This window comes from Gammaproteobacteria bacterium, assembly GCA_019911805.1.
Classification (GTDB): domain Bacteria; phylum Pseudomonadota; class Gammaproteobacteria; order Thiohalobacterales; family Thiohalobacteraceae; genus JAHJQQ01.
The window spans coordinates 1-26,738 of record JAIOJV010000054.1 but is presented as its reverse complement, the minus strand read 5'-3'; the positions used below and the strand labels follow the sequence as shown (position 1 = coordinate 26,738).

The 26,738-nt window shown below is 60.9% G+C and carries 22 protein-coding genes and 1 riboswitch; of the genes, 12 read left to right on the top strand and 10 right to left on the bottom strand.

What is annotated here, in order from left to right; genetic code table 11:
- The 6 genes from K8I04_06735 to gshA all read right to left on the bottom strand — a co-directional run.
- A partial coding sequence (locus tag K8I04_06735; GenBank protein ID MBZ0071406.1) for a hypothetical protein occupies nt 1-368 on the bottom strand: 368 nt, incomplete at its 3' end.
- Nucleotides 365-877, bottom strand: coding sequence for a Gx transporter family protein (locus tag K8I04_06730; protein MBZ0071405.1), 513 nt, complete (start codon nt 875-877; stop codon nt 365-367). The genes K8I04_06735 and K8I04_06730, both read right to left, overlap by 4 nt.
- Before the next feature lie 34 nt (nt 878-911).
- Nucleotides 912-1,283: a NusG domain II-containing protein gene (locus K8I04_06725; protein MBZ0071404.1), complete on the bottom strand. Its 372-nt coding sequence runs from the start codon at nt 1,281-1,283 to the stop codon at nt 912-914.
- Nucleotides 1,284-2,345, bottom strand: coding sequence for an FAD:protein FMN transferase (locus K8I04_06720; GenBank protein ID MBZ0071403.1), 1,062 nt, complete (start codon nt 2,343-2,345; stop codon nt 1,284-1,286).
- 10 nt (nt 2,346-2,355) lie between these two features.
- The gene (gene gshB / locus K8I04_06715; GenBank protein ID MBZ0071402.1) at nt 2,356-3,306 is read right to left on the bottom strand and encodes a glutathione synthase; all 951 of its coding nucleotides are present in this window, start codon (nt 3,304-3,306) and stop codon (nt 2,356-2,358) included.
- A 19-nt stretch (nt 3,307-3,325) separates the two neighbouring features.
- The gene (gene gshA / locus K8I04_06710; GenBank protein ID MBZ0071401.1) at nt 3,326-4,627 is read right to left on the bottom strand and encodes a glutamate--cysteine ligase; all 1,302 of its coding nucleotides are present in this window, start codon (nt 4,625-4,627) and stop codon (nt 3,326-3,328) included.
- 285 nt (nt 4,628-4,912) lie between these two features.
- Between gshA and pilG the strand changes: the two genes are divergently transcribed.
- The 8 genes from pilG (at nt 4,913) to K8I04_06670 (ending at nt 16,893) form a co-directional block, all read left to right on the top strand.
- Nucleotides 4,913-5,311, top strand: coding sequence for a twitching motility response regulator PilG (pilG, locus tag K8I04_06705; protein ID MBZ0071400.1), 399 nt, complete (start codon nt 4,913-4,915; stop codon nt 5,309-5,311).
- A gap of 173 nt (nt 5,312-5,484) precedes the next feature.
- Nucleotides 5,485-5,850, top strand: coding sequence for a response regulator (locus K8I04_06700; protein ID MBZ0071399.1), 366 nt, complete (start codon nt 5,485-5,487; stop codon nt 5,848-5,850).
- Nucleotides 5,851-5,965: 115 nt separating this feature from the next.
- On the top strand, nt 5,966-6,436 hold the full coding sequence (locus K8I04_06695) for a chemotaxis protein CheW (protein ID MBZ0071398.1): 471 nt from the start codon (nt 5,966-5,968) through the stop codon (nt 6,434-6,436).
- Between the two features lie 110 nt (nt 6,437-6,546).
- Nucleotides 6,547-8,565 (top strand): methyl-accepting chemotaxis protein, encoded by a 2,019-nt coding sequence (locus tag K8I04_06690; GenBank protein MBZ0071397.1) that lies wholly within the window; start codon nt 6,547-6,549, stop codon nt 8,563-8,565.
- 108 nt (nt 8,566-8,673) lie between these two features.
- Nucleotides 8,674-9,504 carry a protein-glutamate O-methyltransferase CheR gene (locus K8I04_06685; protein MBZ0071396.1) on the top strand — a complete coding sequence of 277 codons (831 nt, stop codon included), beginning with the start codon at nt 8,674-8,676 and terminating at the stop codon, nt 9,502-9,504.
- A 9-nt stretch (nt 9,505-9,513) separates the two neighbouring features.
- On the top strand, nt 9,514-15,342 hold the full coding sequence (locus tag K8I04_06680; GenBank protein ID MBZ0071395.1) for an Hpt domain-containing protein: 5,829 nt from the start codon (nt 9,514-9,516) through the stop codon (nt 15,340-15,342).
- Entirely contained in the window at nt 15,335-16,372 is a 1,038-nt protein-coding gene (locus K8I04_06675) for a chemotaxis protein CheB (protein MBZ0071394.1), read from the top strand. The genes K8I04_06680 and K8I04_06675 overlap by 8 nt, the downstream gene beginning before the upstream one ends.
- Before the next feature lie 38 nt (nt 16,373-16,410).
- Nucleotides 16,411-16,893 carry a chemotaxis protein CheW gene (locus tag K8I04_06670; GenBank protein MBZ0071393.1) on the top strand — a complete coding sequence of 161 codons (483 nt, stop codon included), beginning with the start codon at nt 16,411-16,413 and terminating at the stop codon, nt 16,891-16,893.
- Nucleotides 16,894-17,056: 163 nt separating this feature from the next.
- On the opposite strand, the gene K8I04_06665 is transcribed toward K8I04_06670, so the two are convergent.
- The 4 genes from K8I04_06665 to metK form a co-directional block, all read right to left on the bottom strand.
- Nucleotides 17,057-17,827, bottom strand: coding sequence for a 16S rRNA (uracil(1498)-N(3))-methyltransferase (locus K8I04_06665; GenBank protein ID MBZ0071392.1), 771 nt, complete (start codon nt 17,825-17,827; stop codon nt 17,057-17,059).
- A gap of 242 nt (nt 17,828-18,069) precedes the next feature.
- Nucleotides 18,070-18,924, bottom strand: coding sequence for a methylenetetrahydrofolate reductase [NAD(P)H] (gene metF, locus K8I04_06660; GenBank protein MBZ0071391.1), 855 nt, complete (start codon nt 18,922-18,924; stop codon nt 18,070-18,072).
- 223 nt (nt 18,925-19,147) lie between these two features.
- On the bottom strand, nt 19,148-20,584 hold the full coding sequence (gene ahcY / locus K8I04_06655; GenBank protein ID MBZ0071390.1) for an adenosylhomocysteinase: 1,437 nt from the start codon (nt 20,582-20,584) through the stop codon (nt 19,148-19,150).
- 15 nt (nt 20,585-20,599) lie between these two features.
- Nucleotides 20,600-20,676, bottom strand: a riboswitch (S-adenosyl-L-homocysteine riboswitch).
- A 172-nt stretch (nt 20,677-20,848) separates the two neighbouring features.
- Entirely contained in the window at nt 20,849-22,012 is a 1,164-nt protein-coding gene (gene metK, locus K8I04_06650; GenBank protein ID MBZ0071389.1) for a methionine adenosyltransferase, read from the bottom strand.
- A 162-nt stretch (nt 22,013-22,174) separates the two neighbouring features.
- Between metK and K8I04_06645 the strand changes: the two genes are divergently transcribed.
- The 4 genes from K8I04_06645 to K8I04_06630 form a co-directional block, all read left to right on the top strand.
- On the top strand, nt 22,175-22,732 hold the full coding sequence (locus K8I04_06645) for a thioredoxin family protein (GenBank protein MBZ0071388.1): 558 nt from the start codon (nt 22,175-22,177) through the stop codon (nt 22,730-22,732).
- Between the two features lie 13 nt (nt 22,733-22,745).
- Nucleotides 22,746-23,180: a hypothetical protein gene (locus K8I04_06640; protein ID MBZ0071387.1), complete on the top strand. Its 435-nt coding sequence runs from the start codon at nt 22,746-22,748 to the stop codon at nt 23,178-23,180.
- A gap of 567 nt (nt 23,181-23,747) precedes the next feature.
- A complete protein-coding gene (gene tkt / locus K8I04_06635) occupies nt 23,748-25,742 on the top strand; it encodes a transketolase (protein ID MBZ0071386.1) in 1,995 nt (664 codons plus the stop codon).
- Between the two features lie 225 nt (nt 25,743-25,967).
- Nucleotides 25,968-26,738 (top strand): glyceraldehyde-3-phosphate dehydrogenase (locus K8I04_06630; GenBank protein ID MBZ0071385.1); only part of this gene is annotated, 771 nt, incomplete at its 3' end.

Here is a 26,738-nt window from a genome sequence, read left to right as displayed (position 1 = left end):
GTGTGCACCCGGCGGTCCGCGGTGGCCCGGCTCAGCTCCGCCGGCGCGGCCGCTGCCGGCTCGGGCGGTGCCGCGCTGGCAGCCTGTTCTTGCTGGGCCATCTGGGCGCGGACCTTTTCCGTCGTGTTGCCGCCACCGTCCTGGCTGGTCTGGGCCAGATAATCAGCCTCGTCGGGTGGCGGGGTGTCGCGCTTGTGCACGAGGGTGATGTCGAGTGCTGGCGGATTTTTATCGGGTCGGTCAGCGATCTCGGGGGTGAAGGAGATGCCGAGAATGATCAGGGCATGCAGGGCCGCGGCGAGCAGCACACTGACTACCAGGCGGTCACCGCCATCGGTATAGGCCAGGCGCGAGTGGGCCACGGTCATGGCGTGTTCTCCGGTAATCCCTGCAACATCATACGCGCGATTATACCGCTGGTGATGCCGAACAGGAGTGCAGCCGTCAACAGTACCGGCAGCAGATGCAGCAGCCCGGGATGGGGAATGAACAGCGCGAAGGCCAGTCCGAATTGTCCGCTCATGTGCGCCAGTGCGGCCAGGACACTGAGACCGAGCGGCCCGAAAGCGGGGGTCCAGCGACGGCTGGCGACCCACAGTACCGCGATGCTGGCCGTCGCCCCGCCCAGGCTCAGGACGAAGGTCGGTGACAGGAAGGTGCCTAGCAGCAAGCTGCTGACCAGGATCCGCAACAGGCTTACCCAGGCCGCGCTGCCCCAGCCGAAGCGCAACAGCACGACGATGGTGATGACGTTGGCCAGCCCCGGTTTGATCCCCGGCAGGGGGCTGGGCAGGGTCGCCTCGACCAGATGGATGGCCACCGCCAGGGCGGTGAGCCAGGCAATCCGATAATCCTCTCGGGTAGTGGTTACTTGCATGTGCCGTTCCAGGGGGATCGCGATCCTCCCTTGATCAGAAATTGATTGCATCGTAGCGGGCATCGCGGCCGAGGATGCGCAGGCTCACCCGGTTGGGTACGCAGGCCGTGGTCTCCCCGGCGTGCCGCTGCCAGCCGTGCAGGATGCAGAGCTTGTTCGTGCAGGGAGAGGCCACGAAGCGCGCCTGGCCATCCTTGATCTCGATACGGCTGGTACCCATCGCCCCGCGTATGTCCAGGATACGGTCCTCCGCCAGTGGCAACTGCTCCACACGCTCGCCCTGGCTCCAGATCTCGATCTCCAGCGGCATGGAGGAAGGCCCCCAGACGCTTACATACAGCCAGCCGATCAGTGCGATCGCCGCAACCAGCAGCACGCCGTCGGCCCCCGTCAGCCAGCCGCGCATTCAGGGGGCCTCGCTGAGCTCGATCAGGGGTGGTGGATCGAGCTCGATGTGTACCCGCTCCGCCATCGCCGGGGTCATGTGCACCACGCCCTCGCCGTCGACCAGCATCACCCAGCGAAGCTGCAAATTGCGGGCCACTTCCAGCCAGTCCTTGGCGCCGGCCACCAGCAGGGCGGTGGCCGCGGCGTCGGCCGTCGCGGCGTCCGGATAGATGACCGTGACGGAACGCGCGCCCGCGGCCGGATAGCCGGTGCGTGGATCCAGGATGTGGTGGTAGTGGCGGCCCTGGTAGTCGAAGCCGCGTTCGTAGTCGCCCGAGGTGAAGATACTTTCGTCGCCCTGCGCCTCGATCACCGCGAGCACACCGGGGCCGCGGGGATTGCGTACCCCGATCCGCCAGGCGCGGGTGCCGCGGCGACCGATAGCGCGCAGGTCGCCGCCGGCGTTGACGATGGCGTTGTCGATACCAAGCTCGCGCAGGTGCTCGATCGCCCGATCCACCGCCACGCCTTTGGCGAAGGCCCCAAAATCCAGCTTCACGGCACGGTTGGTGGTGATCAGGCGGTCGTCCTCAAGGCGCAGATCGCTCATGCGCGGCCGCTTGGCGAGTTCCGCCGTGATCGCCGCCGCCGCGGGCGGCGCCTGCGGCGGAGCATCGCTCTGGAACCCCCACAGGGCCAGCAGGCCACCGATCGCGGGGTCGAACAGACCGTTGCTGCGCGCAGAGAGGTCCTGTGCGGGCGCGATCAGCGGCAGGATCACGGCCGGCACCTCGGCCTCACCTGTGGTCTCCAGGGCGGTATTGAGGTCGACCAGGGGCCCCGGCTCCCAGGCGTGCCAGTCGTGATGCCACTGAGCGAAGCGTTGTTCAAGGTCGGTGAACGCCCGTTGGGCCAGTTCGGCATCGACCCCGTAGACACTCACGTCCACCAGGGTGCCGAAGGCGATGAACTGTTGTTCCTGCACGGCGTCCGGCTGGCGTGCGCAGCCTTGGGCCAGCAGGCCCGCGGTCGCCAGACCGAGCAGGAGTAGCAGATATGGGGATAGGCGACGAGTCGGCATCGGCAACCCTTCAGGCCCGTAGCAAGCGGGCGGCGAGGCAGTCCAGCAACTGGCCGGCGATATCCAGGCCATAGAGGGCGTCCAGTTCGCGGATGCACGTGGGGCTGGTGACGTTGATCTCGGTGAGATAATCGCCGATGACGTCGAGGCCAACGAAGTACAGCCCCTTGTCACGCAGGGCCGGTCCGACGCGCGCGCAGATCCAGCGGTCGCGTGCCGAGAGTTCCACACCCTCGCCACGCGCGCCGGCGGCCAGATTGCCGCGGAATTCACCTTCCATCGGGATGCGTGCCAGTGCATAGGGGACGGGCTCGCCGTTGATCATCAGGATGCGCTTGTCGCCCGCGCTGATCTCCGGGATGAAGCGTTGGGCCATGGCGAAGCGTCGGCCGTGGCCCGTGAGCGTCTCGAATATCACGCCTGAATTGGGGTCATCAGTGCGGATGCGAAAGATCGATGCACCGCCCATACCGTCCAGCGGTTTCATCACGATCGTGTTGTGCTCGGCAAGAAATTCGCGTAGCTGCTCCTGGCGGCGCGTGACCAGTGTCGGTGCGCAGCACTCAGGGAACCAGGCCGTATAGAGCTTCTCATTACAGTCGCGCAGACTGGCCGGCCGGTTCACCACCAGCACACCCTCGGCCTCGGCGCGGTCGAGCATGTGGGTGGTGTAGATGTACTCCATGTCGAACGGTGGATCCTTGCGCATGAGCAGGATGTCGACCCCGTTGAGGGGCTCGGTGTGCGCGTCTTCGAGCGTATACCAGCCCTTGGGGTCATCCTGGACGTGCAATCGCCGCAGCTGGGCGAAAACACGCCCGTCGCGCAGGAACAGGTCGGATTGTTCCAGGTACAGCAACTCCCAGCCGCGGCGCTGGGCAGCCAGCAGCATGGCGAAACTGCTGTCTTTCTTGATATTGATGGACCCGATGGGGTCCATGAGCATGGCCAGCCGGGTCATGGACAATGGACTTTAAAATTCATTGGGCATTGTGTTCGGCCAGCTCTCGTGCCGCTGCCAACACGGCCAGGCGGGCCAGCACACCATAGGCATAGAAGCGGTTCGGCTCCGCATCGGGTGCGCGGCTGCGGTCCGGTGTGTTGCAGGGCTCCACGAAGGCCAGCGGCTGAAAATGCATACCCGGCGCATTGAGATTTTCATTGATGTTGCGTTCGGTGTGCACCCGGTAGAAGCCCCCGACCACGAAGTGGTCGATCATGTACACCACAGGCTCCGCCACCGCCTCTTGCTGGCCCCAGGTCTCGAAGGTGTAGACGCCTTCCTGCAGAATGACCTTGCTCACGCTGGTGCCTCCCTTCATGGCGGCCATCTTGGTGCGCTGCTTGCGGTTCAGACGGCGCACCTCGTCGGTACTGCTGACGGTGATGATGCCCATACCATAGGTACCGGCATCCGCCTTGATAATCACGAAGGGTGGTTTGTCGATACCGTACTCGTCGTATTTTTCCTGCACGCTTGCCAGCAACGTATCGACGTTGCGTACCAGACAGTCCTCACCTTCGCGTTTCTTGAAGTCGAGTTCGCCACAGTTGCGAAACAGTGGATTGATGAACCAGGGATCGATCTCGAGCAGCTTGGCGAATTCATTGGCGACATTGTTGTAGTGGCGGAAATGGCCGGACTTCAGGCGGGTTGACCAACCGAGTCCGGGTGGCGGCACCATGTGCTGTTCAATGTCGCGCAACTGCTCGGGGATACCGCTCATCAGGTCGTTATTGAGAATTACCAGGCAGGCGTCGTAGTCGGCCACGCCTACACGCCGCTCACGACGGATCAGCGGCTCCAGCTTGATGGACCGGCCGGATGGCAATTCCACCGTCTCAACGGCCTTCAGGTCCGGTCGCAACGACCCGATCCGTACCTGATAACCAGCGGTGAGGATGATGTCGCGCAGGGTGGCCAGACTTTCCATATAAAAGGGGTTGCGGGTGTGATCCTCGGGGATCAGCAGGATATTGCTCGCCGTCTCGCAGATCTGCTCGATCTTGGCCTGCATGGCGTGTACGCACAGCGGCAGGAAGGCCGGGTTCAGGTTGTTGAAGCCGGCTGGGAACAGATTGGTGTCCACTGGCGCCAGCTTGAAGCCGGCATTGCGCAGGTCCACCGAGGCGTAGAGCGGTGCCGGCGTCTTGCGCCACTCCGCGCGCAACCAGGCTTCGATCCGGGCCTGCTCGGTCAGCAGCAGAGATTCGATTTGCTGCAACGGTCCGCTGAGGGCGGTGGTGAGGTGGGGTACGGTGTGTAACTGTTCAACCGGCATAAAGTTTGCTGTTCCAATGACGCTAAAGGGAACGGGTGGAGACGGCAATTCTAAAGTAAATGGGCGCCCGAGGGACAACTCTCGTGGTCTTATAGGGTTGCCAGCCTAAGGTGGAGTGGGGTGGGGAGGATTTCCGAACTCGCTGAGCGTAAGAATATTGGCGCCTGCATAGTTTACGGATAAGCACCGCTAACAGCCAACAGTAAGAGATAACCTGTCGTTATGCAAAACATTTTATCTTCAAATGCTGGAGCCGAGTCCGCCGGGGACGACGTGGGTCGGGACATGGAGAGTCAGGATGTCGACGACTTGGCCGGCATCAAGGTCATGGTCATCGATGATTCAAAGACCATCCGCAGGACGGCGGAGACCTTGCTCAAGAAGGCCGGCTGCGAGGTCATCACGGCGACCGACGGTTTCGAGGCGCTGGCGAAGATCGCGGACCACAAGCCCGACATCATCTTCGTCGACATCATGATGCCGCGCCTCGACGGCTACCAGACCTGCGCACTGATCAAGCACAACCAGTCCTTTAAAAGTACGCCCGTTGTGATGCTGTCGTCCAAGGATGGGTTGTTCGACCGTGCGCGTGGTCGGATCGTGGGCTCAGAAGAGTATCTCACCAAGCCCTTTGCGAAAGAGGAGTTGCTCGGTGCAATCAAGCGGCATGTCCAGCGAGATTGACTGTGTCCACGGCAGTGGATCGGGTGGGGTCCGGAGAAAGCCATCATTGACAGACAACTGAGTGCCTTGCGCCAAATCAATCTTTCAGTGAGCCGGGCGATAACGTGGAAACCCCTCGTCGGGAGATGCATCCGGTGGGGACGTATATGCAAGTTGAATGAAGGAGCTGACCGATGACCCGCGTTCTGATTGTGGATGATTCTCCCACTGAGATGCATGTGTTGAAGAACATGCTGGAGAATAATGGTTTTCAAACACTGACTGCGGCGAGCGGTGAAGAGGGTATAGAGATTGCCAAGGCTCAGAAACCCGATCTCGTGCTGATGGATGTCGTGATGCCGGGCCTGAACGGCTTCCAGGCGACACGCCAGTTGACCAAGGGCACGGAGACCTCCTCCATCCCGGTAATCATCTGTACCACCAAGGATCAGGAGACTGATCGTGTCTGGGGTATGCGCCAGGGTGCGACCGACTACATTACCAAGCCGATTGCCGAGGCCGATCTCATCAGTAAAGTGAAGAGCGCCTTGGGCGGTTGATGACACAGCATGCATCTTTGTCAGGGAGACGACGCTAATGACTTCTGCGCCACAAAACAGATCTTTGCAGCTGCTCCGCGAGCTGGAGGTACGTTGCCGCGAACATGCGCATGGATTGCCGCGGCAGATCGAGATCCGGGAGGAGTGGCTGGGCATCGCATTCCGTCTCGGCGAGCATCGGTTGGTTGCGCCCCTGGATCATGTGACAGAGATCCTGACCTATCCCGGAATGTCCAAGGTGCCGGGGACGAAAGAGTGGGTACGGGGCATCGCCAATATTCGCGGAAATCTTCTGCCCATCATGGACCTGCAAAGCTATCTCCAGCAGGGCCGCGGGGTGGTGTCGGGGCGGCTCAGCCGCGTGCTCGTGGTCAACCACAAAGGCGTCTTTTCCGGCCTGGTCGTCGACGAGGTCCTCGGGCTCAAGCACTTCTTTCCCGAACAGCGGACGGAAGACCTGCCGGGTGGCGATGCCAGCTTGGCGGCCTATCTGCTGCACGGATTCCAATCGGGTGATGACCATTGGGGGGTCTTCAGCCTGAAAAGGCTCGCGGAGACGCCACAGTTTCTGCAGGTGGCCGTCTGAGCGGGGCGCAAGGGGGGCAAGTCTTCCGCCGTCCACCGAGTTGGCCGGTAACTTGCATAAGTACGTTATAAAAGGGTTCAAAAAGTATTCAAGGATCAGGAGACAGGGTGATGAGCACAGCGAAAGCTGCTTCCGAAAGACGGGGCGCGGGCAAGAGCGTCGGATATCTGATCGGCGGATTATTGGTCTCCGCCGGCCTCATGTTTGCCGTGTTCTGGTACATGGGACGCCTGGCGGGTTTTGACAAGGAATACATCGGCTACGCGGGCGAGCAGCAGGTCCTGTCACAGCAGATCGCAAAATATGCACTCGAGGCGTCCAGCGGTGAAGAAGTGGCCTTTGATCAGGTCGTCAAATACCGTGAGCGCTTCAGTCAGTTGCTGGGCTACATGCGCGAGGGCAATGCTGAAACCGGCCTGCCGCCGACCCGCGGCGAGACGCTGGTGGTACTGGATGACGCTGCTGCCAAATGGAGCTCCTTCCGTACCTCGGTGGATGCTGTGCTGAATGGTAAGCAGCTCGTGCTGTCGGTCAGGGAGACGGCTGCCGTAATCAATGAGTTCATGCCGCAGCTGCTCAATCACTATGAAGATGTCGTGCGCATGCTGGTGAAAAAAGGGGTCAGTCAGGAACAGGTACGGATCGCCAGTCGGCAGTTGATGCTTTCACAGCGCATCGTCAATAACCTGAACAAGGTGCTTGCCGGCAACGATGCCGCCGTGGCGACCGAGCAATTTGCCAAGGATACCGAGGAGTTCGGGCAGGTCCTGGAAGATCAGATCCGCGGCGGCACTAATGTGCAGGCAATCAAAGATCCTGAGGCGGAGACCAAGCTGCGCGAGATCGCGATGCTGTTCAGCTCCGTAAGCGATTATGTTGGCGAAATGTTGGACAACTCCGCAGATCTGCTGGGTGTCCAGGCAGCGGCCAATAATGCGTCGCGCATGTCGGATGAGTTGTTTACCGCTACCCTCGCATTGCAGAACAGCTATGCCCGGGCACCGACGCAGCGGTTCATCAAAAACCAGCTTGCGTATGTCTTCGGTACCATTGCACTGGCCTGCCTGGTGCTCCTCGGTATTTCGCTGAAGCGCGATGCCGACAGCCGCCGCGAAGCGGCTGAGACCATCAATAAGCGTAATCAAGCAGCCATTCTGCGGGTACTCGATGAGATGGGGAACCTGGCCGACGGCGACCTGACCTGTTACGCAACCGTGACTGAAGATATCACCGGCGCCATCGCGGATTCCGTGAACTTCACCATCGACGCCCTGCGGGACGTGGTGGAGACCATCAATACGATATCAGGGCAGGTGTCGGCCGCTGCCGAACAGACGAAGTCGACCGCGATCAAGTTGGCCGAGGCGAGCGAGAACCAGGCTGCAGAGATCACCACGGCGAGCACTGCCATCAACGAAATGGCGGTATCCATTTCCGAAGTGTCTCAGAACGCCAAGGAATCGGCCGGGGTTGCGCACAAGTCCGTGGCCATCGCGAACAAGGGCGGCAAGGCCGTGCGTCGTACCATTGACGGCATGGATTCGATCCGTGAACAGATTCAGGAGACCTCCAAGCGTATCAAGCGACTGGGCGAGTCCTCACAGGAGATTGGCGATATCGTGGAGCTGATCAATGATATCGCGGAACAGACCAACATCCTGGCCTTGAATGCAGCTATTCAGGCGGCTATGGCCGGTGAAGCAGGTCGTGGTTTTGCGGTGGTTGCCGATGAAGTGCAGCGCCTTGCAGAGCGGTCGTCCAATGCCACCAAGCAGATCGAGGCACTGGTCAAAGCCATTCAGACGGACACCAACGAAGCGGTTATCTCGATGGAGCAGAGTACTGCGGGTGTGGTCAATGGGGCTGGTCTGGCGGAGGATGCTGGCGACGCCCTGGACGAGATTGTGAGTGTGTCGACCCATCTCGCCGAACTCATCGAAACGATTTCGGTGTCGGCTGCGCAGCAATCCAAGGCGGCTGTCGAAATTTCGTCGACTATGAATGTTATTCAGGAAATTACTACACAGACGAATGCCGGCACCAACGAGACGGCCGCATCCATCGGTAACCTGACGGAGCTGTCCAACGACCTGCGTCGCACCGTTGCCGGCTTCAAGTTGCCCGACTGACGTGCACCTGTCCGACCGGTGATGGAGCGATGAATCGTGGGATGCCCAGCGGCGCAACATGCCTGGAGTACCTTAACGGACCAGCTACCGGGGCTCGATGATGCCCGGATGCAGAAATGGGTGAAGTTGATAGAGCAACGCCTCGGCATAACTATTCCGCCTGAGCGCAGGTCTTTCATGATGAACGGGTTGCGCGCCTGTATCCGCGAGACCGACGCGAAGGATTATGACGGCTACTACCGGCTGTTGACCACGGGGCCCGAATGGTCTCAGGCGTGGTCGAGGCTGATGGATCGCCTTACCGTACATGAAACGTCCTTCTTCCGGCATGCCCCGTCGCTACAACTGCTGACCGCTGATATCCTGCCCGACTTCCTCACGCGCAATACCGGCTGCAGTCGCGGTTTTCATGCCTGGAGTCTGGGGTGCTCAACCGGCGAAGAGCCTTATTCGTTGGCGATCCTGGTTGACGAGTACCTGGGGCGAAACCAGGGGCAGGTACCGTTCGGGATTACCGCAACGGATATCAGTCAGCCTTCACTAGATGTCGGGCGCCAGGGTATCTACCGCGGACGGCGTCTGAACAACATTCCAGCAGCCCTGCGGGACCGCTATTTCCACCGTCTTGATGATGCGGCGTACAAGATCGTCGATCACCTGCACCGTCGCGTGTGCTTTTCCCGGGTCAACGTGATGCAGCTGAGACGCCTCCCCTTGCGTGATCTGGATCTGATCTACTGCCAGAACATGCTCATCTACTTTTCGCGGGAGCGGCGCCTGCAGCTGCTGCAAGATCTGGCGGAGAGATTGACGCCTGGCGGGGCCCTGGTTTTGGGGCCTGGGGATATGCCCTGCTGGTCACATCCGGAGTTCGAGCGCATTCGCTTCGAGGGGACGCTCGCCTACCGTCGCTGTTCCGCCTCGGCTGGGAACGTATAAGGGATGACAATGAACGAAGCCATCGACTACAGCACCGTCAAATGGGTGAAGCAGGAGCTCGATACGACACTGAAACAGGCGCGTCAGGCGCTCGAAGCCTATGTGGAAACACCGGCCGACGACGCACAACTGCGTTTTTGTGCAGTCCATCTGCATCAAGTACATGGCACGCTGCGGATGGTGGAGCTGTACGGCGCAGCGCTGCTGGCTGAGGAGATGGAGCATGTGGTCGAGGCCTTGGTTACGGATTCTGTGGCGCAGAGGCAGGAAGCCTATGAACTTGTCATGCGTGGGATTCTACAGCTGCCCGATTATCTGGAACGTCTGATTACGGGGCACCGTGACATCCCGCTGGTGCTGCTGCCGCTGCTGAACGACCTGCGGGCCATTCGTGGCCAGAACCTGTTGTCTGAAAGTTCTTTATTCACGCCTGATCTCAATGCACCCCTCCCCGAAGAGCTACAGACGACATCAACCGGGGAGGATGTCCAGTCGTTGGCACGCAATCAGCGCCACTCCTATCAACTGGCGCTGCTCGGCTGGTTCAGAGGCAAGGATACGGAAGCCAACCTCGACCGGCTTCGTCAGGTGTTGTTCAATCTGCGTAAAGCCAGTGCGACGGAACCGCTGCGGCGCCTGTGGTGGGCGGCCGAAGGTGTGGTGGTTGCATTACAGCATAGCTGGCTGGAAGCGGGCATGAGTACCAAGCTGTTGCTCGGTCAGACGGATCGTCAGATCAAACGACTCATCGACGAGGGTGAGGCCGTGCTTGCCGCGGACGCACCACGGGATCTACTCAAGAACCTGCTGTTCTACATTGCACAGGCGCGCGATGGGGGTGAGCCTGTCACACAGATCAAGAATGTATATCGGCTGGGTGCGCTGCTCCCGGATCAGTCGGAGATGGAGCGGGCCGGGGTCAGCCTGTCCGGTCACAATGCTGAGCTGATGGCAACAGTTTCGGCAGCCATGAAGGAGGATCTTGCGCGCGTCAAGGATGTGGTGGATATCTTCCAGCGTGGTGGTGGCAAGGCGGTCACGGCCCTGCAGCCTGCAATTCAAACGCTGCGGCAGGTCACGGATACGCTCGGTATGCTCGGACTCGGGGCGCTGCGCGATATCGCGCAGGCTCAGGCCGATGCGATGGCCGCCATGGAGACGGACGGGTGCGAGGCAGATGACCATGTATTGATGGACGTCGCCACTGCACTGATTTCCATTGAATCATCAATGGATATGCTTGCTAGGGATGGGGCTCTCGCGCCTGCCGCAACCCAAGAGGAAGGTGGCCCCGCCCTTCCCGATGGAGAATTCCATCAGCTCAGAATGGCGGTGGCGGACGAGGGCATACGCGATATCACCCAAGCCAAGGATTCCATCCTTGCCTTCATGGAAAATGAAAGCGACTTTGATCTGCTGGAGCAGGCTTCCCGGCTTTTCCACCAGATCAGCGGAGGATTGTTACTGCTGGGTGAACAGCGTGCAGCAGCGATCATCGATACACTACGTGGCTATGTGGCAGACCGTATTATCGGGGTCGGGGTGCCACCTGACCAATCTGCATTTGATGCACTTGCCGATACCGTTTCCAGCATTGAATACTATTTGGAAGGTTTACGCGAAGGACGGCTGTTCGGCCAGACTATCCTCGATGCCGCAGAGCGAAGCCTTGAGCAGTTGGACCGTGGCTTGCTACAGCCTGTTGCACTACCCTCTGTCGCGGGCGAGATGGAGGATGCAGGTGACCAGCCGGAGTCCGGTCAGCAGTTCAATGAAAACCCGGTCTTGCAGGATGTACCTCCCATCGAAGACGATGGCTACGATGTCAATGAAGCACAGGAGGAATCCCTCGTTGCCGAAGGTGTGGAGCAGGTCGATGCAGACTCGACCGGCGAAGGGATTGCCGTGGAGATGGATGCTGTCGAGCTCGTCGATCCATTTGTAGAATCGACGTCGTCCCAGTGGGGTGATAGCGAACCGACCCCGCCGCCGCCCGCTGTGGATGCGTCTTTCGAACGAACAGAAGCCGATGCCGATGCAGCGCCCATTCCATCTACTATCGCCGCCGAGATTCCTCAGGCCCTGAGCGAGGACATCGACGCCGAGATTCTCGAGATCTTTATCGAGGAGTCAGAGGAAGAACTGACCAACATCAGGGAGTTCCTCTCCCGGTGGCTGAGCAATGAGGAAGATCGGGACGCGCTGACCGGTATGCGGCGTTCGTTCCATACGCTGAAAGGTAGCGGTCGTCTGGTCGGTGCCATGCGCGTCGGCGAATTCGCGTGGGCATTCGAAAATATGCTCAACCGTGTCATCGATGGTGCGGCCCCTCGCTGTGCCGGGATCTCGGCGTTGCTCGAAGGTGCCGCACGGGCACTCCCGGAACTGATTGCCCAGATCCGCGACGGCTCGGGAACGGCTGCGCCGGTGGAGGCCTTGGCTGACCTTGCTCAGGCCTGCAGTCGGGGGGAGACGGTTTCGCCCGATGCACTCACTGCGCTCGATACCCCGTTACATATTGCTGAAGAAGCGGAATCGATCGTGTCCGTCGTATTGGATAGTGACGAAGCCACCGCTGATGAGCCTCTTGTCACAGAGGTGTCCGGCCAAGTGTTGGCTGAGTTGCCGAGGGATGACTCGAGAATCGATTCGGTACTTTATGAAATCTTCAGCAATGAGTCGCGCGACCATGTGGGAACCGTGCAGTCCTTCCTCAGTGGCTGCGGAGTTGCGAGCCACGAGTGTTATGTGACAGACGCACTCTTGCGGGCGCTGCACACCTTGCACGGTAGCGCCCGCATGGCTGGGGCAGGGGCCATCGCCGATGTGGCCAATGCCATTGAACGCTACGTCAAGGCATTGCGCAGGGAGGATCGGCCACTGTCGGCTATGGGCGCGGAGTTGATCGGACAGGCCATGGGGGTCATCGAGAGTCTGGTGGTGTGTCTGCAGCATGACGATGCCGATCCCCCCGAGTATGCGACCGTTATCCAGAAGTTAGATGATCTTTTGCTTCATGTGGCGGCAGTCGATGAAGCAGTATTGTCGCCCGAGGCCCTGCCGACTGCGAACGTCGCTGAGGTAATCGAAGATGCATTCGCGGTCGAGGATAACGGTGTCGAGATCGAGGAATTTCAGCCGCTCGAAACGGAAGGGCCGGACGTCGCCCCGCGCGATGATGAGACCAAAGATACGGGGTTAGAAGAACTCGTACTGGAGGATGTGGGTGATGTAGATCCATTCAGCCACACTACAGAGGACTCGTTTGCGGACCCATTTGCCGCGTCATCTCCGCTGTTCGAGGCGTCCAGCACCACGATGGCAGAGGTGGATTCATCGCCAGGCGTCGACCCGGGTGCTGATGTGCCGCAATCGAGCGGGCCCGGGATTGCCACCACACCGTCTACTGTGACAGCGACAGGCAGTGTAGAGCCCGACGGTATGGGATTCGCGGATGATGGGGTGCAGGGAGTCGATTACGAAAGAGAAGATCAGGACCTGATCGATGTCTTCCTTGATGAAGGTGAGGAAATCCTGGCTGCCAGCGATGCTGCGCTACACAAATGGGTCGAGGCGCCGGGCGATCCGGCACCGATAACGGAACTCCAGCGGCATCTGCATACCTTGAAGGGTGGTGCACGTATGGCCGGCATCGCCGCTGTCGGTGATTTGAGTCACGCACTGGAGTCACTGTTGATCGCTGTAGTCGACGGCCTGGTGAGTCCATCCACAGATCTGTTCGACACACTGCTGGTGGCCCAGGATCGGCTGGTGCACATGCTCGAAGCGGTACACGCCTGCCAGCCGCTGCAGGCAGCCACTGCTGTGATCGAGCGACTCGAGGCCTTGCGTCGTGGCGAAGCACCTGCTCCTGACACGACCCATGCGCACGCCGTGGTGGCGCCCGTGCCGGAGACCAGGGAGCCGTCAGAGCCGGGCACGGTATTCGCACCGCCTGCGATCGCCACGGTCGAGTCGGCGTTCGATGAGCAACCGGCCGTGGCACGCAGCCAGCAGGAGCTCGTGCGCGTGCGTGCTGATCTGCTGGACAATATGGTGAATTTCGCAGGCGAGATCAATATCTACCGGTCACGGCTCGAGCAGCAGATCGGCAGCATGCGCTTCAATCTGTCAGAGCTCGGTCAGACCGTCGACCGTATTCGTGATCAGCTACGCAAGCTTGAGATGGAGACGGAGGCCCAGGTGCTGTTCCGTTACGAGCGTGAGCTCGCGTCGGCAGAGGAGGACTTCGATCCCTTGGAGATGGATCGCTACTCGCACCTGCAGCAACTGTCGCGCTCCATGCTGGAGAGTATCAGCGACCTTGTCAGTATCCAGGGCCTGATGGACAACATCACGCGCGAATCAGAAACGCTGCTTCTGCAACAGTCCCGTGTCAACACCGAGCTGCAAGAGGGGTTGATGCACACCCGCATGGTGCCATTCGCAGGACTGGCACCGCGTATGCGCCGTATCGTGAGACAAGCGGCACAAGAGCTTGGTAAGCGTGCGGAACTGGTGCTCGAGGGTGCCGATGGCGAGATGGACCGCACGGTGATCGATCGCATCATCGCCCCTATCGAACACATGCTGCGTAATGCGATGGCGCATGGTATCGAGACTCCTGAGCAGCGCATAGCGGCTGGTAAGAAGCCCTCGGGCGTCATCAAGGTCGGCCTCTACCGCGACGGCTCGGAAGTCGTGATCCGCCTCGCTGATGATGGCAGCGGTATGAATATCGCTGCGATCCGTCGTAAGGCATGTGAGCGTGGGCTGATCGCTGCTGATGCAGCGGTGAGCGATTCCGACGTGATGCAGTTCGTGCTCGAAACCGGCTTCAGTACCGCTGAACAGGTCTCCCAGGTTGCTGGTCGTGGTGTCGGTATGGACGTAGTCAACAGCGAAGTCAAGCAGCTGGGCGGGTCTTTGCATATCGATTCCAAGCAGGGCGCGGGTACGACTTTCACCATCCGCCTGCCTTTCACGCTGGCCATCAGCCAGGCACTGCTGGTGCAGGTGCACGAAGAAATCTACGCGATCCCACTGACCGGCATCGAGGGCATCGTGCGCATGCGCGGTGACGAGTTATCGGGTTATCTCAGTGATACGTCGGCACGCTTCGACTATGCCGGTTACAGCTATCCGGTCCATAATCTTGGCGAGATGTTGGGGCATGGCGTGATGGTAGACACGACTACCAGACGCCTGCCTGTGCTGCTGGTGCGTTCCGGTGATCATCGCATGGCACTTCAGGTCGAAGGCTTGCTTGGCAGCCGCGAGACGGTAGTCAAATCGGTAGGGCCGCAGATCAGCAGTGTGCGTGGTATCTCTGGCGCCACTATTCTTGGCGATGGTCGCGTGGTGTTGATCTTGGATCTCGGCGGCCTGCTGCGCTCAGGGGGCGTCAGCGCAACCATGGAACGTGCCTTGGCGGACGCGGTGCATCCGGAAGCACGGCAGCCCTTGGCCATGGTGGTCGATGATTCCATTACCGTGCGCAAGGTCACGACCCGCCTGCTCGAGCGTAACGGTATGCAGGTCATCACTGCCAAGGACGGCGTGGATGCCGTTGCGAAGCTGCAGGAGCACCTGCCTGACGTCATGCTTTTGGATATTGAGATGCCCCGCATGGACGGTTTCGAACTTGCGACGCACGTACGTAACGAGGAGCGCCTGCGCTCGATTCCAATCATCATGATCACCTCGCGCACGGGTGACAAGCATCGTCGGCGGGCAATCGAGATCGGTGTCGATCGTTATCTTGGAAAGCCCTATCAGGAGAGTGATCTCCTGGAGACGATAAATACGCTGGTGAAGGAGCGCAGTGGCAATGGCTGACGTGCCGCCGCGCCAGCTGCGAGTTGCCTTGATCGCCGCCAGAGACACGCAGGGCGGCCAGATACGAAAACTGCTCGAGGCCGGTGACGTTCAGGTGATTCTGGACCAGGCAATCGGTGACTACCGGCCGGAGCAGGTGGGGACTGAGGATGTCGACGTATTGCTAGTGAATCTCGACGAGGCCACCAGCCGGGATATGGACCGGCTCGAAGCGCTCGTCGAGCAGTCGGTGGTGCCCATTCTGTTCAACGAGGATGCCCAACCCATTGACAACGGTTGGGGCCGACGGCTGATCGCCAAGCTTGAAGATCTGGCCGGCGTGCACGGAGGCAGGACACAAGTGGCGTCCACTGAGGTGGGCACTGCAACGGCGGTACTGCCTCGGGAGGATGTGGTCACGAGGCCAGCGTTGCACAAGGTATCGCCGGATAGTGGTGCGGTGGACATACCGCCGGTCATGGTGTGGGTGTTGGGCGCATCCCTGGGCGGCCCGCAGGCGCTGAAGCTGTTTTTCAGTCACCTGCCGAGCGATATTCCGGCGGGGTTCATTGTGGCGCAGCATATCGGCCGCCCCTTCGTGTCGTTACTGGCGGGACAGCTCGATCGCGTGGCGGCGCTGCGGGTCATGCCCGCCGAGGCGGGGCGGCGGGTAAGGGCATACGAAGCGGTTCTGGTACCCGTCGATCATCGCTTCGTGCTTACCGACGACGGTGTCATGGATTTGCGCGACGAGCCGATCCGCGGACCCTATCGACCGTGTATAGACGACGTCATGGAAGAGGCGGCGCGTTGTTACGGAAAGAAGGCCGGCGCGATCGTATTCAGCGGTCTGGGTGAAGATGGTGCCGTCGGTGCCGAGGGCATCAGCAGAGTCGGTGGTGTGGTCTGGGCACAGACGGCGGACAGCTGTGTCATGAGCAGCATGCCGGACGCCGTCCGCGGCCGCGGTGTCGTAACCTACAGCGGCACCCCCGAGGAGCTGGCCCGGCGGCTTGTCGAGCACGTCGAAATGCAGGCGGCAGCGCACTGACCGTGCTGCGTCGGAAGTAACGGATAGAGGAACTGGATATGCAAGCGACACTGCAGGACACCGTACGTACACTGATCATCCCGCTGCAGGGCTGCAATCTGTTGTTGCCGAACGTGGCGGTGGCAGAGGTCGTGCCCTATATGCAGCCGCACGAAATCGACGGTGCACCCGAATGGCTGCTCGGCACTATCAGTTGGCGCGGCCTGAATATCCCATTGATCTCCTACGACCGCATGCAGGGACTGGATGTCCGCAACGGTCTCGTGCAGGCGCGCATCGCCGTGATCAACCGCATCAGGCCTGACAGCGGGCTATCCTTCTACGCAGTGGTGATGGCCGGTATCCCGCAGCTCAAGCGGGTGAGCGGGGATACCTTGCAGGAAATGTCGGTCGAGGGCGGAGCGGGTGACCCCGGTACGGTGCAGGTCGGGGACATCGCCGCCGTAATTCCAGATCTGGACGCACTCGAACTGGCCGTGGCGCAGGTGTACCACGAGTATTCACGCCAGACCGGTTCCTAGGAGCCGGTCGGATTTGGGCGATCGTAGCGAGCCGGGTGGGAGAGCGAGGTCATTTTTTCGATCCTTCGAGGAGAATAGCCGTAGCTATTTGACGAGAAGGATCGGGAAAATGGACCGCTATCCCGCCGGCGCAGTAGATCAGTCCCAAGTCTGACCGGCTCCTCTAAGGCCGGCCGTGCGTCGGGGCGCGCAGGCGCCCCCCATTCAGATCCCCCCAGATTCCCTGCAGGGCGGCGATGGCTGTCACGGCTGCGGTCTCCGTGCGCAGGATCCGTGGTCCCAGCCGCAGACGCAGGAACCCCGCCTGCACCGCGAGCGTCCGTTCCGTGGGGCTCAGCCCGCCTTCTGGCCCGACCAGCAGACTCACCGCAGCGACCGGTTCGCCCAGGTCGCTCACGCCGACATCGCCTTCGGGGTCGAGGAACAGTGCATGGCCGTCAGGTCTGCGGCTGGACAACCACTGGTCGAGCTTCTGCACGGGTAACAAGTCCGGGATGTGGCTGCGGCCGGATTGCTCGCAGGCGTGCAGAATGACCCCTTGCCAATGACGGCGACGTTTTTCCTCGCGCTCGCCGCTGAGCTTCACCTGACTGCGTTCGGTGGCAAGCGGAACGATGCGTTGTACGCCGAGTTCGACCGCCTTCTGGATGGTGTAATCCATGCGCTCGCCGCGCGAGATGCCCTGGGCGAGTTCGATCCTGAGGGGTGACTCGGTGGTGCGCACGCGGGCGGTGTGGATGCGGCACCGCGCCTGCACCTTGCTCGTCTCGATCAGTTTCGCAGCGTAATCGTTGCCATCGCCATTAAATAACGTGACAGCATCGCCGACCCGCAGCCGCAGTACTCGCACGAGATGCCCGACGCCGCGCGCATCCAGCTCGACCTCAGCGCCGGGCGTCAGTGTTGCGGGCAGATAGATACGTGGGATGGGCATCGTTCTCTTCTTAACCACAAAGGACACAAAGGACACAAAGGACGAATAAATTAGGAAACCTCTGATAAATTCTTTGTACCGTCATTGCGAGCGTAGCGAAGCAATCTCCTCCTACGGCAGAGCAATAGCTTGGAGATTATTCGCTGCGCTCGCAATGACGGATAAATCAGAGGTTGCCTAGAGGTTCTCTTGGAATTACTTCGTGTCCTTTGTGTCCTTCGTGGTTAACACAATGGGATCGATCAGTCGCCCAGACCGAGATTCCTCCACAGTGCCATCGTCGGCCCGGTGGTGTTCATGGTGTAGAAATGCAGTCCCGGCGCGCCCTGGTCGAGCAGAATCTGGCACATCTCTGATACCACCTCTTCGCCGAAGGCTCGGATGGATGCCTTATCGTCGCCGAAGCCTTCCAGGCGCTTGCGGATCCAACGCGGGATCTCCGCACCGCAGGCATCCGAAAAGCGTGCCAGCTGCGTATGGTTGGTGATCGGCATGATCCCCGGCACGATGGGCAGATCGATACCGAGTTTCTCGCAGCTGTCGACGAAACGGAAATAGGCGTAGGGGTTGTAGAAATACTGGGTGATGGCACTGTCTGCGCCGGCCGCGACCTTACGCTTGAAGTTCTGCAGATCCGTGTCGGCACTCGATGCCTGTGGATGGAACTCCGGATAGGCGGCGACCTCGATATGGAAATCCCTGCCGGTCTCGGCACGGATGAATTCCACCAGTTCATTGGCATAGCGGAACTCGCCGGCCTCGCGCATGCCCGAGGGCATGTCACCACGCAGGGCGACGATGTGCGTGATGCCGGCATCGTGATAGGCAGCGAGGATCTCGCGGATACTCTCCCTGGTCGAGCCGATGCACGACAGATGCGGGGCGGCATCGATGCCTGAATCGCGCTGGATCTCCGTGACCGTGTCGAAGGTGCGGTCGCGGGTGGAGCCGCCGGCACCGAAGGTCACCGAGAAGAAACGCGGCTTCAGCACGGCGAGCTCGTCGCGCACGGTGCGCAGCTTTTCCGCACCCTCGTCGGTTTTGGGTGGGAAGAACTCGAAGCTGAAGACGCGCGGGAGTTTCTGTTGTGATTGCATTTTGGAGAACCGCCAAGGGCGCCAAGAAAGATTGTGGGAACCGCCAAGACGCCAAGGCGCCAAGAAATCTTTTTGTTGAACCGCCAAGGGCGCCAAGACGCCAAGAATGTTAGGTGAAAAAGCTGGTCTGCTTTTACATCAATTATCCTTGGCGTCTTGGCGCCCTTGGCGGTTTAAACAGTCTTTCTCGGCGATCTCCGCGTCTTGGTGGTTCAAATAAACATCAATACCGATAGTGATCCGGCTTGTACGGGCCATCCACCGGTACGCCGATGTAGTCGGCCTGGGCTTGTGTGAGTCTGGTCAGATTCACACCGATCTTCTTCAGATGCAGGTGCGCGACCTTCTCATCGAGGATCTTCGGCAGCACGTAGACCTTCTTCTCGTAGTCGTCGCCTTGTTTGAACAGCTCCATCTGCGCCATCACCTGGTTGGTGAAGGAGGCCGACATCACGAAACTCGGATGGCCGGTGGCGCAGCCGAGGTTCACCAGACGGCCCTTGGCGAGCACGATGATCCGTTTACCGTCGGGGAAGATGACGTGATCTACCTGCGGCTTGATCTCCTCCCACTGATACTTCTCCAGCGAGGCGATGTCGATCTCGGAGTCGAAGTGGCCGATGTTGCAGACGATGGCCTCGTTCTTCATCGCGGCCATGTGGTCGTGGACGATGACGTTCTCGTTGCCGGTAGTGGTGACGAAGATATCACCCTCCGCGCAGGCCTTGTCCATGGCCACCACGCGATAGCCTTCCATCGCCGCCTGCAGCGCACAGATCGGGTCGATTTCGGTGACCCACACGGTCGCACCCATGCCGCGGAAGGCTTGGGCGCAGCCCTTGCCGACATCGCCGTAGCCCAGCACCACACAGATCTTGCCGGCGATCATCACATCGGTGGCGCGCTTGATGCCGTCGATCAGGGATTCACGACAACCATACAGATTATCGAATTTGCTCTTGGTGACCGAGTCGTTGACGTTCATTGCCGGCCACAGCAGCTCGCCGCGCTCCTGCATCTGGTACAGGCGGTGTACGCCGGTGGTGGTCTCTTCGGTGACGCCCTTGATGCCGCGGCCGATCTCCGTCCACTTCTTGGGATTGCTGGCGAGGCTCTTCTTGAGCAGATTGAGGAATACCTTCCACTCTTCATTCACGCCGGGCTTGGCATCCGGCACCTTGCCGGCAGCCTCGTATTCGACGCCCTTGTGGACGAGCATGGTGGCGTCACCGCCATCGTCCAGGATCATGTTCGGGCCCCTGGGCTTGCCATCGGGTCCATCGGGCCAGGTCAGCGCCTGCTCGGTGGCCCACCAGTATTCCTCCAGGGTCTCGCCCTTCCAAGCGAAGACCGGGATGCCCTCGGCGGCGATGGCCGCGGCGGCGTGGTCCTGAGTGGAGTAGATGTTGCACGAGGCCCAGCGCACTTGTGCGCCGAGTTTGACCAGCGTCTCGATGAGTACGGCCGTCTGAATGGTCATGTGCAGCGAGCCGGAGATGCGCGCGCCCTTGAGTGGTTGCTGTTGACCAAACTCCTCGCGTAGCGCCATGAGGCCGGGCATCTCGGTCTCGGCGATGGCGATTTCCTTGCGGCCCCAGGCCGCCAGGGTGATGTCGGCGACCTTGTAGTCGGTGAAATTCGGATCGGTAACTGCGTTCATGTAAATGACTCCTTTACAGAACGAGCGCCGTTGTGGATGGCCTCTGCTCCGAGCCTGGCAGGGAAAACCCTGTTGCAACGCTCCTCGGAGAGAGGGTGGGTGTCAGTGTCTTGAAATTTTAACCACGAAGGACACGAAGCAAAATATCAGTGAATGTAAAAAAACCCGAAAGAGTCCCTTGGAAGTATCAAGAAGAGGGCTTCAGTTTTTACATTAATCAGTTTTTTCTTTGTGTCCTTCGTGTCCTTAGTGGTTCAAGCTCTATTAAAGCCCCGCGCCCTCGCGCAGGATCGCGGCCTTGTCGGTACGCTCCCACGGCAGGTCGATGTCTTCGCGACCGAAGTGGCCGTAGCTGGCGGTCTGGCGGTAGATCGGCCGCAGCAGGTCGAGCATGGTGATGATGCCCCAGGGGCGCAGATCGAAATGCTCGCGCACCAGCTTCACGATCATGGCCTGATCGACCTTGCTGGTGCCGAAGGTCTCGATGCTGATCGAGGTCGGTTCGGCGACGCCGATGGCATACGACACCTGGATCTCGCAGCGCTCAGCGAGCCCTGCGGCGACGATGTTCTTCGCCACATAGCGGCTGGCATAGGCAGCCGAACGGTCCACCTTGGACGGGTCCTTGCCGGAGAAGGCGCCGCCACCGTGACGGGCCATGCCGCCGTAGGTGTCGACGATGATCTTACGCCCGGTCAGGCCGCAGTCGCCCATCGGACCGCCGATGACGAACTTGCCGGTCGGGTTGATGTGAAAGCGGGTGTCCTTGTGCAGCCACTCGGCCGGCAGGATCGGCTTGATGATCACGTCCATGACCGCGTCGTGCAGATCCTTGTCGGCGATGTCCGGGGCGTGCTGGGTGGACAGCACCACGGCATCACAGCCCACGGGGCGGCCGTTCTCGTAGCGGAAAGTCACCTGGGACTTGGCGTCCGGGCGTAGCCACGGGAGTTCGCCGTTCTTGCGCACCTCGGCCTGGCGGCGCACCAGCCGGTGTGCATAGTTGATCGGCGCCGGCATCAGCGCGTCGGTCTCGTTGGTCGCGTAGCCGAACATCAGACCCTGGTCGCCGGCACCCTGGTTTTCGCGGTCGCCGCGGTCCACACCCTGGTTGATGTCGGGGGACTGCTGGCCGAGCGCATTGAGCACGGCGCAGGTGGTGCCGTCGAAGCCGGTGTCGGAGCTGGTGTAGCCGATATCGTTGACCACGTCGCGCACGAGCTTTTCGTACTCGATGCCCTTGGCCTGGGTGGTGATCTCGCCGGCCAGTATGACCATGCCGGTCTTGGTCAGGGTCTCGCAGGCCACGCGCGCATGGGGATCCTGGTCGATGATGGCGTCCAGAATGGCGTCCGAGATCTGGTCGGCCATCTTGTCCGGGTGGCCTTCGGACACGGATTCTGAAGTGAACAGGTAGTCTTGACTCATGCGCGTGGATTCCCCCGATGAATGGTGGCGATTGCGACGACCGGGTAGTGTACTGGCATCGGGTCGCCAGCGCGAGAGGTGAGGCCGCCGCCGCCATTCCGATTTATACTCAGGGTCTCACAATGACGGCGACGATGAAAAACCCCACGAGGAGTAGCTGCAATGGCGAGTCTGCAACCCCCAGTCTGTGATTTCGGTCGGCCGGCCATCGATTTCGCCCTGCCCGGTGTGGACGGCAAGGTTTGGACGCGGGACGGCTGCCGCGGCGAGCAGGGTCTGCTGGTGATGTTCATCTGCAACCACTGCCCCTATGTGAAGGCGGTGCTCGACCGGCTCATCCGCGACACCCGTGAGTTGCGCGACCACGGCATCCACAGCGTGGCCATCATGTCCAACGATCCATCCGACTATCCGGAGGATTCGTTTGAAAACATGCAGAAAATCGCCCGTGAGATGGAGTTTCCCTTCCCGTATCTGCTGGACGAGACCCAGGCCGTGGCCCAGGCCTATGGCGCCGTCTGTACGCCCGACTTCTTCGGCTACAACGCCGCGCTGGAGTTGCAGTACCGCGGTCGGCTCGATGCCAGCCGCAAGGAGGCGGCACCGCCCGACGCCCGCCGCGATCTGTTCGAGGCGATGGTGGAAATCGCCCGTACCGGCCAGGGGCCGGCCGAGCAGATCCCCAGCATGGGATGTTCGATCAAATGGAAGGTGGCCTGAAAGGGCGGCCGGCATGGCAGATAACGAGACCTTCTATCGTGAAGACCCGATCGAGGTGCAGCACCGGCGCCTGCCTGCCGAGATCTACAACTGTGCCCATCATCTCCTCGCCCGCAGCGACTTCGGCTATGTGTTCGTGCCGATCCGCAGCCTCCAGTATCTGGCGGTGATCGATACCGAGGAGATCATCTTCGTCGACTGCGCGGCCAAGCGCCTGGTCGAACTGGCGTGGCGGGCGTTTCAACCCCAGGTGCGTACCGCCCTCGCTCAGCCGGTACCCTACGAACTGCACATCTATTTGATGAAGGCCTTCGATGTGCTGCCCCGGCTGCAGGGCGACTTCCTCAAGGCCATCGAGCAGATGGTGCAGCGCGATACCGCAGGGTGGTCTGAGAGTGAGGCGGGCTGTATCCTGCCTTTCCCACCGGACCGGCGCCACAATAAATAAACCTGAAAAACCGATTCAGCCGTGGAAACACACGGAAGGCGCTGAACCAGAATATATTTATAAGGTCGCTGTTCACCCCCTGCCAGATCTGGTGGTGTCTGTGTGAAGCACCTCAGGATGGTCTGTGTTTTCCCTGTGGGTTCGTGGAAAACGCAGCTTCCAGGAAATGGTATACCCCGATAAGGTTTCTGTATGAGGCGGTACGCCGCGCCCATATCTTGACGCGTCGCACCGGCGTTGTCGGACGCGCTATTGCTCCTCGCCGGCAACTAAGGGAAAATACCGCGCTGTTCCCAATCCCAGGCGGCTTGGGTGCGTCGAGGGGACGGGTCGAGCGGGTGCATGCGCCTGCTGAACGTTGCACGCGATACCGACGCTTGTTGCTCATTGAGCCCGGGTCCCAGCGCTTCAACCCAGGGGCCAGTGGAATTCACTCTTGGTGGCATGATCCTGGACGGCGTCCAGGCGGGGGAATTCATGCTGCTCGCGGCCACTGGCCACTCCCCGATGCCCGACCCGGGTGCCCTGCACCGGTCTGCCGAATTCATTGTTTAACAGGAGACACCAATGCCGTCGCGCAAAGAACTAGCCAATGCCATCCGTGCGCTGAGCATGGACGCCGTCCAGAAGGCCAAGTCGGGCCATCCCGGTGCCCCGATGGGCATGGCGGATATCGCCGAGGTGCTGTGGAACGACTTCCTCAAGCACAATCCGCAGAATCCCAAGTGGTATGATCGCGACCGCTTCGTCCTCTCCAACGGCCACGGCTCGATGCTGATCTACTCCCTCTTGCATCTGACCGGCTACGACCTGCCGATGGAAGAGCTCAAGAACTTCCGTCAGCTCCACTCCAAGACCCCCGGCCACCCCGAATACGGCTACGCCCCCGGCATCGAGACCACCACTGGTCCGCTGGGCCAGGGCGTCACCAACGCCGTCGGCATGGCGATCGCCGAGAAGGTACTGGCCGGGCAGTTCAATCGTGATGGCCATCACATCGTCGACCACTACACCTACGTGTTCCTGGGTGACGGTTGTCTCATGGAAGGCATCTCGCACGAGGCCTGCTCGCTGGCCGGCACGCTGGGCCTGGGCAAGCTGATCTGCTTCTACGACGATAACGGCATCTCCATCGACGGCCACGTCGAAGGCTGGTTCACCGACGACACCCCCAAGCGCTTCGAGGCCTATGGCTGGCACGTGGTACGCGACGTCGATGGCCACAACGCCGACGCCATCAAGAAGGCGATCCAGGAGGCCAAGAGCGTCAACGACAAACCGACCATGATCTGCTGCAAGACCGTGATCGGCTACGGCGCGCCGAACCTGTGCGGCAGCCACGACTGTCACGGTGCGCCGCTGGGTGAGGACGAGATCAAGGCCACCCGCGAGAACCTCGGCTGGACCCACGAGCCGTTCGTGATCCCGCAGGATATCTATGCCGGTTGGGATGCCAAGAAGAAGGGCGCCGAGGCCGAGACGCACTGGGCTGACAAATTCGCCGCGTACAAGAAGGCCCACCCGGAACTCGCCGCCGAGTTCGAGCGCCGCATGCAGGGCGAGCTGCCGGCGGATTGGGCTGCGAAGTCCATGGAGTTCATTACTGCCGCAGACGCCAAGGGCGAGAGCATCGCCACCCGCAAGGCCTCGCAGAATGCGCTCAACGGCTATGGACCGCTGCTGCCGGAATTCCTCGGCGGCTCCGCGGATCTGGCCGGTTCCAATCTGACGCTGTGGTCAGGCTGCAAGGCCGTCAGCAATACCGTCTCCGACGGCAACTACCTCTACTACGGCGTACGCGAGTTCGGTATGTCGGCCATCATGAACGGCATCACCCTGCACGGCGGTTTCATCGCCTACGGCGCGACCTTCCTGATGTTCTCCGAGTATGCGCGTAACGCCCTGCGCATGGCCGCACTGATGAAGGTGCCGAGCATCTTCGTCTATACCCACGACTCCATCGGTCTGGGCGAGGACGGTCCGACCCATCAGCCCGTCGAGCAGACCGCGACCCTGCGCATGATCCCCAACATGTCGGTGTGGCGCCCCTGCGACGCGGTCGAATCCGCGGTGTGCTGGAAGTTCGCCATCGAGCGCAAGGCCGGCCCGAGCAGCCTGATCTTCTCGCGCCAGAACTTGAAGCACATGAGCCGCACGCCCGAGCAGATCGCCGCCATCACCCGTGGTGGCTACGTACTGCGTGATTGCGACGGTACGCCGGATGCGATCATCATCGCCACCGGTTCCGAGGTCGAGCTGGCCGTTGGCGCGCAGGAGGCGCTGGCCGCCAAGGGCAAGAAGATCCGGGTCGTGTCCATGCCCTCGACCGACACCTTCGACGCCCAGGATACCGCCTATCGCGAGTCCGTGCTGCCCGCCGCCGTCAGCCGCCGTGTCGCGGTCGAGGCCGGCGTGACCGACGGCTGGTACAAGTATGTCGGCTGCAATGGCAAGATCGTCGGCATCAACCGTTTCGGTGAGTCCGCCCCGGCCGGTCAGCTGTTCAAGGAGTTCGGCTTTACCGTGGAGAACGTGGTCAAGACCGTGGAGTCGGTACTGTAGACGGCCTCGCCTGGCTGACAGATTCAACCTATAAAACCACGTTCGCCACGGGATGACACGGAAAACACGGAACAGGTCATAAGCCGTATGCAGGTGCCCACATCACCCGTGCGGTGGTGAACAGTCGCTCCGGAAATGTATAGTATTTCGATATCTTCCGTGTGTTTCCGTGGCTGAAATGGTTTTTTAGGGTTCAATTTACCTTCAGAAGACGGAGAGTTAAACATGGCAATCAAAGTCGGTATTAATGGTTTCGGTCGTATCGGCCGCATGGTTTTCCGCGCGGTGGTGAACGAAGCCGAATTCAAGGATATCGAGATCGTCGGTATCAACGATCTGCTGGCCCCTGACTATCTCGGCTACATGCTCAAGTACGACTCCGTGCATGGCCGCTTCAATGGCGACATCAAGGTCGAGGGCAGCAACCTGATCGTCAACGGCAAGAAGGTCCGCCTGACCGCTGTGAAGGACCCGGCCGAGCTGAAGTGGGGTGAGATCGGCGCCGATCTGGTCATCGAGGCCACCGGCCTGTTCCTCACCAAGGAGACCTGCGAGAAGCACATCGCCGCCGGCGCCAAGAAGGTCGTGCAGTCCGCCCCGTCCAAGGACGACACCCCGATGTTCGTGTACGGCGTCAACCACGCCAAGTACGCCGGTGAGGCCATCGTCTCGGCCGCCAGCTGCACCACCAACTGCCTGGCCCCGGTCGCCAAGGTGCTGCATGACAACTTCGGCATCAAGCGCGGCCTGATGAGCACCGTGCATGCCGCCACCGCCACCCAGAAGACCGTCGACGGTCCCTCCGCCAAGGACTGGCGCGGCGGCCGCGGTATCCTGGAAAACATCATTCCGTCGTCCACCGGCGCCGCCAAGGCCGTCGGCAAGGTCATCCCCGAGCTGAACAAGAAGCTCACCGGCATGGCCTTCCGTGTCCCGACCTCCAACGTGTCCGTGGTCGACCTGACCGTCGAGCTGAACAAGGAAACCACGTACGAG